Annotated in this window: 11 protein-coding genes and 1 pseudogene; 5 read left to right on the top strand and 7 right to left on the bottom strand. The window is 36.6% G+C overall.

Translation table 11 applies throughout. The features are described 5' to 3' along the window. From FJ213_10120 to FJ213_10105, 4 genes are all read right to left on the bottom strand, one after another. A partial coding sequence (locus FJ213_10120) for a hypothetical protein (GenBank protein ID MBM4176509.1) occupies positions 1-183 on the bottom strand: 183 nt, incomplete at its 3' end. Between the two features lie 44 nt (positions 184-227). After that, complete coding sequence (pyk, locus tag FJ213_10115) at positions 228-1,649, bottom strand: pyruvate kinase (GenBank protein ID MBM4176508.1); 1,422 nt, start codon at positions 1,647-1,649, stop codon at positions 228-230. 3 nt (positions 1,650-1,652) lie between these two features. Beyond that, the gene (locus FJ213_10110) at positions 1,653-4,145 is read right to left on the bottom strand and encodes a peptidase (GenBank protein MBM4176507.1); all 2,493 of its coding nucleotides are present in this window, start codon (positions 4,143-4,145) and stop codon (positions 1,653-1,655) included. A 163-nt stretch (positions 4,146-4,308) separates the two neighbouring features. After that, entirely contained in the window at positions 4,309-7,041 is a 2,733-nt protein-coding gene (locus FJ213_10105; protein MBM4176506.1) for a DUF4623 domain-containing protein, read from the bottom strand. Between the two features lie 76 nt (positions 7,042-7,117). Here FJ213_10105 and FJ213_10100 point away from each other — a divergent pair, with 76 nt between their 5' ends. Continuing rightward, on the top strand, positions 7,118-7,729 hold the full coding sequence (locus FJ213_10100; GenBank protein ID MBM4176505.1) for a threonylcarbamoyl-AMP synthase: 612 nt from the start codon (positions 7,118-7,120) through the stop codon (positions 7,727-7,729). A gap of 377 nt (positions 7,730-8,106) precedes the next feature. On the opposite strand, the gene FJ213_10095 is transcribed toward FJ213_10100, so the two are convergent. Together FJ213_10095 and FJ213_10090 are read right to left on the bottom strand one after the other, a co-directional pair. After that, positions 8,107-9,231: a DUF1460 domain-containing protein gene (locus FJ213_10095; GenBank protein MBM4176504.1), complete on the bottom strand. Its 1,125-nt coding sequence runs from the start codon at positions 9,229-9,231 to the stop codon at positions 8,107-8,109. A gap of 245 nt (positions 9,232-9,476) precedes the next feature. Beyond that, positions 9,477-9,881, bottom strand: a complete 405-nt coding sequence (locus tag FJ213_10090; GenBank protein ID MBM4176503.1) for a hypothetical protein — start codon at positions 9,879-9,881, stop codon at positions 9,477-9,479. A gap of 212 nt (positions 9,882-10,093) precedes the next feature. On the opposite strand from FJ213_10090, the gene FJ213_10085 reads away from it, so the two are divergent. From FJ213_10085 to FJ213_10070, 4 genes and pseudogenes are all read left to right on the top strand, one after another. Continuing rightward, on the top strand, positions 10,094-10,513 hold the full coding sequence (locus FJ213_10085; protein MBM4176502.1) for a YjbQ family protein: 420 nt from the start codon (positions 10,094-10,096) through the stop codon (positions 10,511-10,513). A 1-nt stretch (position 10,514) separates the two neighbouring features. Continuing rightward, the gene (locus FJ213_10080) at positions 10,515-11,693 is read left to right on the top strand and encodes a T9SS type A sorting domain-containing protein (GenBank protein ID MBM4176501.1); all 1,179 of its coding nucleotides are present in this window, start codon (positions 10,515-10,517) and stop codon (positions 11,691-11,693) included. 53 nt (positions 11,694-11,746) lie between these two features. Then, a pseudogene (locus tag FJ213_10075) lies at positions 11,747-14,227 on the top strand (1,4-alpha-glucan-branching protein). Positions 14,228-14,665: 438 nt separating this feature from the next. Then, the gene (locus tag FJ213_10070) at positions 14,666-16,228 is read left to right on the top strand and encodes a T9SS type A sorting domain-containing protein (GenBank protein MBM4176500.1); all 1,563 of its coding nucleotides are present in this window, start codon (positions 14,666-14,668) and stop codon (positions 16,226-16,228) included. 138 nt (positions 16,229-16,366) lie between these two features. On the opposite strand, the gene FJ213_10065 is transcribed toward FJ213_10070, so the two are convergent. After that, the coding region (locus tag FJ213_10065) for a hypothetical protein (protein ID MBM4176499.1) at positions 16,367-17,643 on the bottom strand (1,277 nt) is incomplete at its 5' end.

Here is a 17,643-nt window from a genome sequence, read left to right as displayed (position 1 = left end):
CGGGCCTAAGCTGAATAAACCGACTTTATATCCTGTATTTCCAAGTACACGAAAAGGGAGTTTAATATCTGAAGCGATTGCAGGTGACGAGAAAAATTCTGTAAAAGCTTTATTCTTTAATGCGAGATAACCCACGGCAGCAGCTGCGGATGTTTTGAAAAAATTTCTGCGTGTGAATTTCATTATTCCTCCAAGATTTAAAAATTCTAACAGCTATACTCAATTTATCATACAGTTTCTATTTTTATCATGTTTGTAACGTGTTTTGTTGTTGAGCGAAGACTTCCAACGAACACTACTGTATTTTTTTTCTCTATTTGTTTATTTCTTAATAGTAAACTTTTTGCTTTAATGATAGTCTGATCGGTATCCCCGATTTTTGGGATGACAAAACTTTGAATATCTCTGTACATATTCAGCAGCCGGCAAGTTTGATAATTTACTGTGATTGCAAGGATCCTTGATTTCGGATTAAACTTCGAAAGAACAATTGCTGTAAAGCCGCTCAGTGTTATTGGAATTATTGCACTTGCATTAATTTCATTAGCAATCAAGGCAACAGCTTTTCCAATTGATTGGATGTGGGCATCATCTCTTTCCAATTTTGAAAATTCAAACTGGTGGTCTACTTCAACCTCTTCTGCACGAGAAAGAATTTTATTTAAAACATTTACTACCCGCAGCGGGTCTTTTCCAATTGAAGTTTCGGCACTTAACATGACTACATCTGTACCGTCGAAAACTGCATTTGCAACATCAGATGCTTCCGCACGTGTAGGAAGAGGATTGCTCACCATGCTTTCAAGCATTTGCGTTGCGGTAATTACAAGTTTTCTTTCTTCAATACACCGCTTAATGATCAATTTCTGGATCACCGGCACTTCCTGAGGTTCAAGCTCGACTCCGAGATCGCCGCGTGCAATCATTATCCCATCCGACACATTCAAAATCTTTTCAAAGTTATTTACCCCTTCCAGCAGTTCGATTTTTGCAATTACTGGGATCAAGGATCCGTTTCTTCTCAATATCTTTTTTAGATTAATAACGTCATCGGGTGAACGCACAAACGACAAAGCAAGAAAATCAAGTTTATTCTCAATAGCAAAATCGATATTGGTAAAATCTTTTTTTGTGATTGATTTTGTCTTAAGCTTTACGCCTGGAAGATTTAATCCTTTTTTTTCCCTTAGAAGCCCTCCATCAATAACCACACAAAGAATGTCTGAACGATTTTTGGATTTAACTTTTAACTTAATTAGACCATCATCGATCAAAATTTTATCACCGGGACTTACTTCACTCGGCAGACTTCGGTAGTTCGTAGAGATTCGTTTTTCATTCCCGATAACATCTTTATTTGTTATTGTAATCCTTTGCCCAGATTTTAATTCAATCTCTCCATTGAGAATTTTTCCTATCCGAATTTTTGGACCTTGCAGATCTCCAAGTATCGAAACAGTTTTGTCATTTCTTTTTGAAATTGCCCGAATATGTGAAATGACTTGTTTAAAGAAATTTAAATCAGAATGCGAGAAGTTCAATCTGAAACCATCAACGCCAGCGAGGATCATTTTTTCAAGTATCTCAGCAGAACTTGAAGCGGGTCCGACAGTCGAGAGTATTTTCGTCTTAATGAATTTTTCCACTATAGCTTACTTCTTCCGGCGTGCGCGGGATTTCGCTTTTATTTTAACTCTAGGATTTGAAGCTGTTTTCGGTTTTGTTTTTTTATAAAGTTCGTTAAACTTTTTATCTACGTAATAGAAGACTGAGTTCGTTTCCCATTTACCCAATTTATTTTTTTGGCCGGCTTTTACTCCTGTAAGTATTTCTATTCCCTCTTCGACTGAGTTGACTGAGTAAATTGAGAATTTTTTCTTCTTAACGCTTTCTATTATCTCATTGTCGAGCATCAGGTCTTTTACATTTTGTACCGGAATAATTACACCATGGGAGCCGTCAAGTCCTCTTTTTTTACAGACTTTGTAGAATCCTTCAATCTTTTCGTTTACACCTCCGATCGGCTGGATCAATCCTTTTTGGTTTACCGATCCTGTAACTGCGATTGATTGTTTTAAAGGAATTTCACTCAGAGCGGAAAGCAGTGCATAGATCTCCGTTGAGGATGCACTGTCGCCATCAACTCCGCTGTAAGATTGCTCAAAACAAATACTAGCGGAAAATGAAAGTGGAATTTGCTGTCCAAATTTTTCTCTGAGATATCCAGAAAGAATGAGTACACCTTTGTCATGGGATTTGCCGGAAAGTTTTGCTTCACGTTCGATGTTAATTATTCCCGCACTTCCGGCAGAAACATTTGCTGTTATTTTAGACGGTTTGCCAAAAGCAAAGTGATCAATTCCATAAACAGCGAGACCGTTTATTTCCCCAATCTTTGTTCCATCAGAATCTATGATCAAAGTTCCTTCTGCAATCATCTCATCAATTTTTTCATCAATTCTAGCATGACGCTGCAGAGAGTTTTCGTATGCTTCGACAACATATTCGGAATTCACAACATCAGCCCCTACATCTTTCGCCCAGAAATTTGCTTCTCTGACTAAGTCTGCAACAACAGAAAATCTCGCTGTTAATTTATTCTTACTTCCTGAGTAGCGCGCAGAATATTCTGCAAGTGATGCAATTGCAGTTTTATCAAAAGGAAGCAGCTGCTCTTCTTCGCATAATTTTTTTACAAGTCCGGCTAATTCAATTAATGCTTTATCAGTATTCGGCATTTCATGATCGAAATCCGCTCGGATCTTGAATATTTTTTTGAAATCCTCTTCGTAGTTGCTTAGGATATAGTAGATTTCTTCGCTTCCGACAAAAATCACTTTAGCTGTCATGTCTATCGGTTCTGGTTTCAAATTCGATGAATAATATAAATATGAACTGGCAAAATCTTGGATCTCCAGTTTTCTATATTGAAGAACTCGTTTAAGAGTTTTCCATACACCAGGCTCGGTTAAAGTATCAAAAGAATTCAAGACCAAATATCCGCCATTTGCACGCAGCAGCGAACCAGCACGAATCGACATAAAATCGGAATACCAATAGCCGCCCCCTTCGTACGATTTTTCGATCGAACCAAATAAATTGTTAAAGGTTGGAGAAGTTTCGATTATAACAGGACACTCTTTCGTCCCCGAGTTATCCAGAATTACATTAACCATAAAGACCCGAAAAGGATCTTTATCGGAAGCAACAGGTTGAGCGACTCCTTCTTGCGGCTGCGGCTTACCAGTCGATTTGAAATCTTCCAATGAATTTAATATCGAATCATGAACTTCATTCAAATACTGATGAACTTTTTCGAAATTAAATTTTTCTTTCAAGTCGGAGATGGCACTATCAATTAAAATCGAAACAGTTTCCTGCTCAAGTTTAATAAGTTTTTCCTGATATTGCTGCGAAAGCTTTAAACCTTTTTTGAAAAGCTCCTGAAGATCAATTTCGAAATCTTGATATTTTTCAATTATATCATCTGCTTGAGCTTGCGTAATTTTTTGTTCCTTGACTTTTTCACCAAGCTGCTGAATCGGAATGGGTTGCCCTTCGATAAGCGGAAAAACGTCAGGCCGAACGTACTGCCCCATTTGAATTTGACCGAGAGAAAATCCGTCTTTTTTAATTATCTCTTCGAATTCGAGCATCATCGATTTTTCTTCTTTTGCATATTCATCCATTATCGATTTTCTTCTGGAAGTATAGGATTCATCTTCTAATAGTGTTGGAATTTTCTCAATCAAATAGTCAATCATACTATCCATTGCGTTTGAAAAAAGTGCTCCAACTCCAGCCGGAAGGATGAGCAGTCGCGGCATTTCAGGGCAGGAAAAGTTATTGACATAAGCATAATCCATCGGGACGGGACAGTTGGGATTTATTCTTTCTAGAATTTTTTGAATTGTTGTTGCTTTGCCTGTGCCGGACAAGCCTGTTACAAAAATATTGTAACCTGGAGAATAAAGATCGACACCAAGCCGTAATGCTTTAAGAGCTCTTTCTTGGCCAATAATACCTTCAATCGGTTCAAGCTGACGAGTTGTTTCAAAATCAAAAATTTCCGGACTACAAGTCCAGCGAAGTTCAGAGGGTAGTAGGGGTGTATATTTCCTAGCTTTTGCAAGTTTCTTAGCCATGTTTTCCACTTTTTATTTGAAAGTTAAAGAAAATTTCGGTTAGTAGAAAATACGTTGATAGTATGAAATGAATATAATTTTAGACTAAGGTAGAGGCGAAGTCCGAGAAATTTTTTGAAAATTGAATCTTGAATTTGTTCTAGATAATATTTACCGGTTTTTTCTATTGAAGCAAAATCATTTTTTTCGTTTCTGAAAAATTGCCTGCTCGAAGCTGATAAAAATATATGCCGCTTGATAATGTATAATGATCCGTCAGCTGACGGATGGAGAATGGATAATTGTAGCTCCCAGATTTAAGTTCTTCATTAATTAAAGTTAAAACTTCTCTCCCAAGCAGATCAAATACTTTTAGAGTAACATGACTGATAGCTGAAAGCTGAAAGCTGATTGCTGTACTAGGATTAAATGGATTAGGATAATTCTGAAAAAGAGTGAAGGCGCCGGGTATTTGCTCAAGTTTTTCATCAATAGATGTTAATGTATCAACATTTATTTGATGTGCAGCGATGCCATTATTTGTTGCGAGTACATAAATTATATAAACGCCATTGCCATAGTAACGATATGCTACATCTCCGGAAGTTCCGACTGTGTTAGCATTCGTTCCAAGCGAAGGAGTGGTTTCATACACTACTGCATCGGCTGCACCATTTGTAATATTTAATACTTTAGCATTTTCGTTTGGAAATCCGTATTGATATGTAATTAAAAATTTCTTTCCAAATGCTTCTATGAAACGCATTGAGTTACTTCTACTATCTACAACAGAGGAGGGAATGGTAGCAACAGCGCCGCCGCTTGGGGTAAATTCCCGCGGAGTAATACTATTGCCGTTCACAAAAAAATTTACACTGCCTAGTCCTTTCGGATAAACTGCGGGGCTAGTACCCACGTTTGTAACTCCACTCAAAATTATCTCAGTTGGAGTTGATATGAAATTTCCACTACTCATTATCCATTTTAGAACTCTATTCGAACTTGCAACAGCAGCATAGATTACAGCAGAATTATCACTTGTTGATCCAACGACTGTAAATTTATCCCCCAGTCTGTAAGCACCGCCATTGTATGTTAAAACTTGAACAGGCGCTGATGTTTCATCGTTCCATTTGTAAATTTTAAATGGATCGGTACTTGCATTTACTGTAAGATTTGCACCGAATATTACACCATCAGTTGAGACTTCAATGTCATTTAATGTAAAAGTTCCGCCGGATATTCCCGAAGTATTTAAAGTGCCGACTTGATCTCCAGTATTTGCATCTAATATCAAAGCATTCGGACGGCTGACAACATAAAGCCGATGATTCCCATTTTTATACGCATAAACAAGTCCGCGCTCTGTACTTCCGGTTGGAGAGAGCCATGAAGGTAAATTTCCACCGCCTGCAGAGAATGACCAAATCGGAATTTTTGTACCTGTAACGGTTACTTGAATCGTATCGGATGAAGCTCCAACTCTTCCAACAATTAATCCGCTCCCAATTGAGGTTGGATGGAAAAATCCAAGTGTATCAATTGAACCACTTATGCCAATGATCTGCCAAGTGACATCATTCGACGACAGTTCAATTTGATATCCCCACAGATCTTTTCCGTTGATGTTAATTTTTTTTGACTGAGATGAATCAATATAAATCTGTTTTGGCTGCAGATAAAAGCTGTCAAGAATGTCTGTTGATGATACTTCACAAACTGCGAGCAAAGCATTCGCAACGGAACGTTCACCTCCGGCATCACTCGGGCTGTTGACTACTTCATTGCGAACAACCATTGTTGTCGAGCCGCCTCCATCCAAATTAACCGCCTGATAACAACCGATGCCTTGCATGTAATTTGCTAATTGAGGTAAGGACATTCCAATGCTAAATCCAGTTTGTCTTCCATCAACTGTAACGAAAAATACTTTTGTACTGTCTAAGTTAAAGCCGACAGCAGTGCGAGGGTGTACATCTGTGCTCAATCCAGTTGGTACTACTCCGTTAACAACTAACTTTGGTCCGCCTCCTACTAAATTCGTTATTGCTCCTCGGTTTGGATTGGTTCCAATTGTAATTCGCACAGTATCACCAACATTAACATAATCCGTTAAAAATGTTTTTGCAGTTCCATTTCCGGATAAAACATATTCACTCGAACTAAAGCTCATGTTTCCGGTATTTGTGGTTTTCTGAAGTACAATGAATTTTTGGCTACTGTTAATTTGAAAATCTGTAATCGGTTTTAATTTCACCTCGGCAACTTGATTATTCGATAAGGTCGATGAACCAAAGTATTTGTTATATAATACCAGATAGTTTGTAACTACCGTATCATTCACGCAATTTAAATTCAAAGAATTTTCATTCGAAGCTGTCACAGTCCCGGAAAAACCCATGTCATCCATAAATAATTTTTTTTCATCAATTGTTCCGAACAATGGTCGGAGATTTGGACGTCCAAAAGTAAATTCTTTCTCTGATATCATCGATCCGACAAGAAAAGTATATGGATTATAAGGAGCGCTTATGCCATAGAAATCGCCATTAACAGCTCCCATTACAATGTGACCGCTTTTACTTTTTCTTTTCGACATTGAAGAAGTTTTTTCGAAGCCGGTTCCAAGCACATCCTTTGACAAAACTGTTTTAAGTTTGTTCTTGGGATTTGTCAAATCAACTTCAAAAATTTTAATGTTGTAAGGTCCCGAAGTTTTATAAACAGAATGGTATTTGAATCCAGGTCCAACAATCTTCATTGTAGAATCTTGACCATAAATTACAATTGTTGAAATAAAGAATAGAGCAAACAGAAGAGACACAATTCGGCTCATTTTAACCTCTCGATATTTTTGGATGCACCTTTTTTTACAAATATGGAAAAATAGCTGCGAATTTAATAGAAGTTTTTTCATATTGTTTAACGAATTCAATTCACGAACTGTTCATCAAAAAGTTTATATTTGAAACAAAGAGTCTGAAAGAATGAAGATGCAGGTACTTAATATCCATCCAGAAAATCCACAACTTAGATTTATTAATCGTGCAATCGAAGTCCTAAAAGATGGAGGATTAATCATTTATCCTACCGATACCGTCTATGGTTTGGGGTGTGATATATTTCACAAACAAGCACTTGAACGGGTTTATCACATCAAAAAAGATTTGGAAAAAAAACCGCCAAGTTTTATTTGTTCAGACTTAAAAGATATTGCCAAGTATGCGAAAATCTCTACTGTTGTTTATCGAACAATGCGCCATGCTTTGCCAGGTGCCTATACTTTCATTCTTCCTGCTGCGAGAGAAGTCCCAAAAAAATTGTGGAGTAAAAGAAAGTCTGTTGGAATAAGAATTCCCGATAATCTTATTTCACAATTACTTGCCAAGGAACTTGGTACACCAATTGTGAGCACAAGCGTTACCGATGCAAATGGTGAAATATTAAATGACGAAGACTCGATCAAAAAATATTATGGCAATATAGTTGACTTGATGCTTTACTCAGGCCCGATTGGACTTAATCCATCCACGATTGTCGATTATACCGATGACACTCCTGAAGTAATTCGTGAAGGTGCAGGAGACATCTCAGTTTTTAAATGAAAAATTAAAATTGAAAATGCAAAATTACAGAGCAAATATTAAAATGTAGCAATCCCAATGTTATTCAGTTATCAGTTCTGTTAAGACATTTTTGGTTTTTAATCTGTCATTTTGAACTTTTATCCGTCATTTTCTTAGTCCCATCTTAATTTACTCTCTAAATCAAATAGTAAAATTCAAAATGCAAATTTACAGAGCAAATATTAAAATTTATCAATCTCAATTCGGTTTATTTTAGGGAAAGAGCTCCTCATATTTTATTTTTAATCTCTATGGGTTCAATTCCCCGTTGCTTGCGGCGAATTAGAAATAGATTCTATAGAGATACCCCGTCCGCTTGCGGCGGGGTAGTTCATTTTGATTTTTGATATAAGACATCAATCTAGCGTACCATAAATTGTTACTTTTGGTGCATTCGGTCCATCGATTGCACGCAAATTTTCCCAAACGTTTTCTCTCAATCGTAAAAATTTGAATCCGTAAAAATATGGTTTCTTTGCAAGTAGTTTTTTTTCATTTGGATGCGGCAGACCATTATTTTTTATTCGAAGTTCAAGATTATATTTTTTTATCTCCTCATTTTTTTTGTTAACCACTTCGTTTTCGATTATTCTTTTTTCATTCAAACTTAAAGAAGCTTCCTGATAATTCATCAAGGTTTGAATTTTAACTTCCGGGTCTGTTGAGTGAATAAAATTAACCGTTCCATCTTCTTCAACTGAAATTATTCCAGTATGTCCGACATAAACATCCGTTGGACTGAAACCGCGAACGACATTAACGAAATCACCAGTTTTTAAGTGATGTAAAACATTTGGAATTTCTTCAGCGGGAATGTATGACCAAATAAGATTTTCAACCGGAACATTTTGACCGATGTTATACTTTTTGAAAAATGCCGCACGATCGATTTTACTCATAACTTGAATTGATTTACCTTGTGCAATTTCATCTGTGATATCTTTCAAGAACCAAGAATTATTGACGTCCCAATCTGCTTCTGTATAATGATTACGAGTTGTGTAAGAAATTATTCCATCTTTATATCGAATGCGCTGAAGCATTGCAAAAAAAGTTTTCCAATTATTCGAGAATGCCATAGCATAAGTGTGTTCACTGAAAACGACACAATCGCTTCTATCTAAGCAGTACAACGGCTGATCGTCATAAATTTCAAATGGGTATTCGCCTAAGAGATACATTTCATATTTTTGTCCAATATTTTTTTTAGCAATAAGCTGAATTCGTTTTCTTAGGTCGGGTTCATAGAAGTGAAGATATTTTAAATAATCATCTACTTCCCTGGGCGAGTACTTGTAAATCGGATTATAAATTAATCTACGAAGAAGATCTAACTCCAAGTCAGCTTTTATGGCTGCGTCGATTTGTTCTTGCGTTAAAATTATTTCGTGAATTTCTCTATCTTCAAGTATTTCTTTAGTAGGTGCGCAGCTGATTACAGCTAATAGTATAGCACTGAATAAAATGGACCAGATTTTCATTTAGATTCCTTTTGATTTTACAACAAAGTTAAGAAAACGTCAGAATAAATTTAAAAAGATTGAGAGAAAACATTCTGGAAAATATGCACGAGCAAGATTAGTATCTCATTCTTTAAGAAGTAATTGATAAAATTTTGAAATTAAAAATAATTGCAGTCTTTGTGAACGGCCGACATTCAACGAGTTAAGTAACTTCTGCCGTTCAAGTTCAACAGCTGGATTTATAACAATTGAGTGAGACTATCTTACTTTTTTGTAATTTGAAGCGAGCCTGATGTTAAATAAATTCCATCTCCTGTATAAACATAAATGTTAAACTTTCCAGCATCGTAAAAAGGAATTTTTTTGTGGAAGAATACATCCTTCGGATCTAGTTCTTGATAAATTGTGGCTTCGTAAAATTCTTTTCCTTTTGCGTCAACTTTATAAAGCTCATAGTAAATTTCGTCTTTGTTGATTTCGTAGCCAAGCTGAACCAAGAAATGAAGGTACCCACCATTTGTTGCGATAGAAAAGGAATTTGCGGAGTTAATCGGCTTGCCTTCTTTGTCGACTCCTTCGCAGAAAAGAATCGTCTGACTATGTGCTCGAACAATAGTGAGCAAAACAAAAAATATGTAAGTAATTAAAATTCGTAAAAATATCTTCATCAGAACCTCATGTTTGAACTGTAAAATTCATATTATAAAATGAAATTATTTACGGAGAAATTCAACTTTTAATTTAAAATCTTAAACTATTATTTCTTACTACCAATTGAATCTGATTTAGTTTCACTGGAATCTCGTACAATAACCATCATTTTAATAACGTTTTTATGAACCAAATAATTTATATTTATAAAAAAAACATAGAGCTTTTAATGAAAGTTATTACAGATAACATTGAATTTTCGACAAAAGGTGATGCTGATATGATTGACATCACACAGGAGATTCAGGAAATTATTACAAAATCTGGCTTTGCAGAAGGCAATGTTCTCGTTTTCGCAGTCGGTTCGACCGCTGGCTTAACGACAATCGAATATGAGCCAGGTTTGAAGCGGGATATACCGGAATTCTTCGAAAAAATTATCCCTTCAGGTAAACGTTATTATCACGATGACACTTGGGGAGATGGGAACGGACATTCACATCTCAGAGCTTCACTTCTTGGTCCTTCGATACAAATCCCTTTTAAAGACAAACATCTGCTGCTAGGAACTTGGCAGCAAATCGTATACGTAGATTTTGATAACCATCCACGTCAAAGACGAGCAATCGTTCAAATTATAGGAGAATAAAATGCTGAGTAAAATGAATTCGCTTAAAGCGTACTGCTATACAAGAAATAAATATTTTGTTGGATTATTTTTAGTAATACTGACTTTTGTTTTTGTCAAAGACCTAAATGGCTGGGGAAGTACAGGTCACTCAATCATAAACCGAAAAACCACGATTTACTTCCCAATTAGTATGGAAGCATTTAAGTCTTGGGCTGAATATTTAGCACTTCATGCTTCTGATGCTGATTACCGAAAAGGAAGCGATCCATCAGAAGGACCGAAACACTATATCGATATTGATAATTATTCCGAATTCTTTGCTGGAAATATGCCAACAAGTTTTGATACACTTGTAGCAAGATATGGTTTGACTTTTGTTATGGATCAAGGAATATTACCTTGGGCTACAGTAACAACATTCGATTCTTTGACAAAAGCTTTTCAAGGAAAGGATTGGGAAAGAGCAAAACTATTTGCTGCAGATCTCGGTCATTACGTCGGCGATGCACATCAACCTCTGCACATTACGAGAAATTACGATGGACAATTCACGAATCAAAGAGGGATCCATTCACGCTATGAAACTCAAATGATCAACCGATATCAAGGGATGATCACTTTTTTAGTTGACTCAGTAACAAATGTCTCTAGTCCATTGGATTTTGTTTTCAATTATATTTTTAATTCTTATTCATATCTGGATGATGTGCTTCGAGCGGACAGCATTGCCAAAGCCGCAGCTGGAAATACTACAAGTGAATATTACTACTCACTTTTTTGGGATTATTCGAACACTTATACTGTCGAACTTTTCCGATTAGCATCACGAAATCTCGCTTCCTTGATTTATTCTGCTTGGTTAAAAGCCGGAAGTCCAGTATTGCCAGCTTCATTGGTTGAGGATTTTACTACCGTTCCAAAAACTTTCACGTTATATCAAAATTTTCCGAATCCATTTAATTACTCAACGCAGATACGATATTACATTCCAAAAGAGTTAAGTAATGAGTTCGTTCTCATAAAAGTTACTGATACACTCGGAAGAGAGGTTACAACTCTTGTAAGCGAGCCAAAGTCAGAAGGATTTCAACAAATTGAATTCGATGCGGCATTCCACAAACTGACTTCAGGAATTTATACATATCAAATTCAAGTCGGAAGCTACAGCGAATCTAAAAAGATGAATTATGTGAAGTAAAAATTTAAGATTGAAAGATTAAAAATTAAAATAAAGTTATTAGAAAGTAATAAATGAAAACAAAATTTATGATTCTTGTACTTTTTCTGACTCTCGAAATTACTTTTTCCCAAGTTTTAACTTGGTCGCCATACTTCGCAACTCGAAACGATGTAATCACAATCGATTACGATGTTTCAAAGGGAAATGGTGCCTTGGTCGGAGTATTTCCAATTTACGTCCATACTGGTGTAATAACGGATTCAAGTAAAAATCCGAATGACTGGAAATATGTGAAAACAACTTGGGGCTCACCAGCAAATCAACCTTCTACAAATTATATGGGAGGAAATATATGGAGAATTGTGATCAACATTCCCGCTTACTATGGTGTGCCGACAAGTGAAAATATTAAAAGTCTCGCATTTGTATTTCGAAATTCTGATGGTTCAAAAGTTGGCAGAGATAAAGATGGAAGCGACATATTTCTTCCTATCAATCAGCCGGGTTTGAATCTTGGTTTTCAATCCCCTACTGAAAGCCCTGTAATGCTAAATCTCAATGACAGTGTTAAAGTTGTAGTTCATTCATCACAATCGACAAATCTTTCACTTTACCTTGATGGCTCGCTTATTGCGTCTACCGACAGTTTCACGATCACAAAATATGTAAAAGCAACTGAATACGGCAAGAAACGAATCAAAGCAATTGCATTCGGTACAGGCGGAAGTTCAAAATCAGATTCGGTTTATTTTGTTGTTAGGACTCCAGTTACAACAGCTGCTCAACCTCCAAATACTATTGATGGAATAAATTACACAAGTTCGACATCTGCAACGCTCGTATTTTATGCCCCATACAAAAATTATGTGTATGTCGTCGGTGATTTCAACAATTGGGAAGTAGATCCAAATTTTTATATGAAACGGACTCCCGACGGAAATCGATATTGGCTTGAGATAAATAATCTTATTCCTCAAAAAGAATACATCTATCAATACTTTGTTGACGGAACATTGAAAATTGCCGATCCTTATTCCGAGAAACTTATCGATCCTTGGAGAGATAAAGAAATTCCGAGTATAACTTATCCGGATTTAATTGAATATCCATTCGGAAAAACCTGGCACATTGCTTCGGTTTTGCAGACGGCTCAAACCCCCTATTCATGGCAGACTACTTCTTATCAAAGACCGGCAAAAACCGATTTGGTAATTTATGAACTGCTAATACGCGATTTTCTTCACAGCCACGATTACAAAACTCTCACAGACACATTGAACTATTTGAAAAATCTCGGAGTGAATGCGATTGAGTTAATGCCAATTATGGAATTTGAAGGAAATGAAAGCTGGGGTTATAATATTTCTTTCCACCTTGCACCGGATAAATATTACGGGCCAAAAAACGATTTGAAAAAATTTATTGATAAAGCCCACGAAATGGGATTTGTAGTTTTATTCGATATGGTTCTCAATCATGCGTTCGGACAGTCTTCTCTCGTGCGATTATATTGGGACTCAGCGAATGAACGACCGGCGGCAAATTCGCCTTGGTTCAATCCGATTGCAAAACATCCTTACAACGTCGGTTACGATTTTAATCACGAAAGCCAGGCAACAAAAGATTATGTCGACCGCGTTTGCAAATTCTGGTTGACGGAATACAAAGTCGATGGTTTCCGATTCGATCTTTCAAAAGGTTTTACACAAGTGAATTCCGGCGGGGATGTCGGATTATGGGGGCAATACGACGCTTCGAGAATCGCTCTATTAAAAAGAATGGCTGATAAAATCTGGCAGACGGATTCAACCGCTTATGTCATACTTGAACATTTTGCTGTCGATTCAGAAGAGATTGAACTCTCTAATTATGGAATGCTTCTTTGGGCAAACACAAATCATAGCTTTAACGAAGCAACGATGGGTTGGCATGACAGCGGCAAGTCTGATTTTTCACGAGTCTCATACAAAACGCATGGATTTGCAAAGCCGCACGTTATTGCCTACATGGAAAGTCACGACGAAGAAAGGTTGATGTATAAAAATTCGCTTTACGGAAACTCAAGCGGTTCGTACAATATCAAAAATCTTGCAACTGGATTAGAAAGAATTAAGCTCGCTGCTGCTTTCTTTTTTTCTATTCCCGGTCCGAAAATGATCTGGCAGTTTGGGGAGCTCGGCTATGATATTAATATCGACTACAATGGAAGAACAGGGACCAAACCGATCAAGTGGGATTATTTTATCCATGTGAACAGAAATAAATTGTACAAAACTTTCGCAGCACTGACAAAAATCAAGAAAGAGTTTGATGTATTCAGAACAACTAATTTCACTTTAGATCTTTCTGGTTCAGTCAAAAGAATGTGGCTTAATCATTCCTCAATGAATGTCGCAATCATCGGCAATTTTGATGTTATGCAGAAAACCGTTTCGCCTAATTTTCAAAATACGGGCTGGTGGTACGATTACTTCAGCGGCGACAGCATTAACGTTTCAAACACTTCAATGACGTTTAATCTAATGCCTGGTGAATTTCATATTTACTCAACTATCAAACTACCGACCCCAGAACCTGGTTTGCTGACAAGCATTGAATCTGATGTAACTTCGAATCCAGCTCAATTTGCTTTATATCAAAATTATCCAAATCCATTTAATGCGGCTACGAATATTAAATTCTCAATTGCGGAATTTGGAGTTCGGAATGCGGAATATTCAAACCTTCATAATTTGAATCAACAATTGGTTACGTTAAAAGTTTATGACGTTCTTGGAAGAGAAATTGCGACTTTAGTTGATGAAGTGAAAGAAGCTGGGACTTACACTTATCCATTCTCCATCCGTCAGCTGACGGATCATTATACATTGCCAAGCGGAGTATATTTTTATAAATTGACATCAGGTAATTTTACTGAAGTGAAAAAGATGGTTCTTATAAGATAATGTTAATGTTCTTTTTCTGATTAAAATTTTTGATTGGAGCTTTTTATGTGGAAAATATTAGTTTCAATTTTTCTTTTTTGGGCGTATATACCCGCTGCAGTCTTCTCACAAGCTTTCTTTGTGAATAAATCTCAAACTGGAATTATCAAAGATGATTTTGTGGTAAATGACGACTCGCTTGATAATGTCAACCAAATTTACCAGGAAATGGCAATGGATGCCGAGGGTAATTTTATAATTGTCTGGACTGATAGAAGACTTGGAGAAGATGATATTTGGTTTCAACGATTTGATGCACTTGGTAACCGATTAGGCAGTAATACAAAAGTCAATACGACATTAGGAAATTATGGAAATTATTCAGCATCGGTCTCAATGGATAGTTCGGGTAACTTTATTATTAGCTGGAGTGGTTACAATGATAGAAGACTTCCACAGATTTATTTCCAACGTTTCAATAGATATGGTGTCCCATTTGGAGCGAATAAAAAAGTATCCCCTGACACAACTTATGCGTATTTTACGTCATCGGCACTTCACAATAATGGTAAATTTATAATTTCCTGGGAGGACCCCAGATATGGATATTTCCCTTCTGTTTTTTGTCAAATATTTGATGATAGTGGAATTCCAATCGGCTCAAATCTCTTAGTAAATGATACAGTAAAATATCGTGGCGGATGGTATTCTAAATTGACTATTATCAATGATGAAAAATTTGCTGTGACTTGGCAATATGATGGGATCCATATTTTACTTCAGATTTTTAATAATGATGGTCATAAAATCGGTCCAAATATAGAAGTGGATGATGATAGTACAATATATGGCTTCAGGCACACACCGGCTATTTCCAAGATTGACAGTAATCGCTTTGTCATATCTTGGGCAGATAATGACCATAATATTATTTTTTTAAAAATATATGACGAATTTGGAAATCAGATTGGATCAAAGCACAGAGTTAATAATGATATTTTTACAATTGCTCGGAAAGATCCACAGATATCCTATGATGGCGATCAGAGATTCATCGTAACCTGGAATGAGTCACCTTCGGCAAATCAAAAATATTTAATGGGACAGCAATTTTCTACAAATGGTACACTAATAAAATCAATTTTTCCTATAAATAAATTTAGTTTTTTTGATGATTATGGGTGGTATTATAACTTTGCGACTTTGGAATCCAACTCATCTCGTATAGTTTTTTGTTGGGGAGATAACAGGCATGGAAAAGGTTATGATATTTACTGCAAAATTGTCACGTGGGACTGGAATGGATTAACAAATGTTGAAGATGTAGCAGAAAATCCGACCAGTTTTGTTTTATATCAAAATTATCCAAATCCATTTAATCCCAGTACAGTCATCAGCTATCAGCTTTCAGCTGCTAGTCATGTAAATTTGAAAGTTTTTGATGTGCTTGGGCGGGAAGTTGCAATTTTAGTTAATGAAGTAAAAGATGCTGGAACTTATAATTATCCATTCTCAATCTCACGTGTAGGCGGACAGTTTCTCAATTCTCAATTGAATTCCGGAGTTTACATCTACAAATTAACCGCCGGCAACTTTACAGCCCAGAAGAAAATGATTGTTTTAAAATAACCTCAAATCTCGCAGAGTGAAAAGACTGTTTTATTCTTTGTGAAACTCTGTGTTCTCTGTGGTGAAAACAATTCCAATAAAAAACCCCGTTCTGAATTTTCACTCTGAACGGGGCATAAATCTCTTATTGAACCCTAATTAGAAGGCGAATCCTAAATTAAATCCAAATAAGTTTGTAGAATTTTTATATGTTCCATTGAACTTAACTGGGGATGTAGCCGGAACTGCGGAATCATTAACATCGTTCGTGAACGATATATATTGATAAGCTACATCAGCCCGGATATTTCGCGTAATTTGATATCCAAATCCTGCAGTAAACTCATGACGATTTGAACCCGGTAATGATGGATCCATGTACATTGTCGGGATTGGATTACCATCGTATACATATCCAAGTCTGAATGCGAATGGAGACATTCTGTATTCACCACCAAACTTGAACGAAAAGGAATTGTCCCAATTTTTTGGTGTTTTCAAATCTGCCCATGCCGCTGAATTCTTTTCGAAATCAACTGCAAGCTCTTTATAACTCTTCCATCCCACGAATTGGAAATCTGCATTGAGTGTAAGATCTGACATTGCATCATAAGAAATACCAAATCTGAAATCATATGGCATAGTCAATTTTGCCACACCAGGTCCATTCGGGAAAAGATCCGAATGCCCAACCGGGAAACCAGTCGGTTTTGCTGGTAAGTTTGAGAACGTCAAATCGCCGTTAAAAGTAATTTCAGCTTTGTGGCGATATGAAGCTCCAAAAGAAAGATTATCTAATGGGCTGAATAAAAGTCCGACGTTGAAGGTGTATGCCGCTTTACCATCTCCTTCAAGGTTAACTCCAACATTTGGTGCTGCGGGTAATGCAACGCCAGGTGCCAACGGAATAGATGGAATATCAATCACTTGATAAAATAGTACATTGGACATTATATAATTAAATCCAACGCCAATCTGGAACATATCATTAACTTTGTAAGCAACGGTTGGATTGATATAGAAAGTCCTCAATTCAGTTTTAACAGCGAGAGATTTTCCAATCCAAGTTGCCGGCCATTCAGAACCAAGTCCATAAGGATTGAATACACCAACTCCAAACGATAACCCGTAACCCATAGAATAAGTACCATAAAAATTAATGGGTGTAAATGTCCGCTTAACCGTTTCAGAAGTTAATGTACTTGGAGCTGGGCCTTTAAATTCCATAGTCGGCATAATCAGGGTTGTACCGGCTAAGAAATTTATTCCTCTTAAATTCGCTAATCCAGCAGGATTAAAATAAATTGCAGACGCATCAGAAGCCATTCCAACGAAGGCATGTCCCATTCCCATTGCACGTGCGTTTTGAGTGCCTGTTTGAAAACCACCTGCAAATGTAAGGTTGACTAATGCGACTAAAAAAAGTACTACTGTTA

This window comes from Ignavibacteria bacterium (assembly GCA_016873845.1).
Lineage (GTDB): Bacteria > Bacteroidota > Ignavibacteria > Ch128b > Ch128b > JAHJVF01.
The sequence above is the reverse complement of the archived record's forward strand: the minus strand, read 5'-3'. Positions and strand labels throughout refer to the sequence as shown.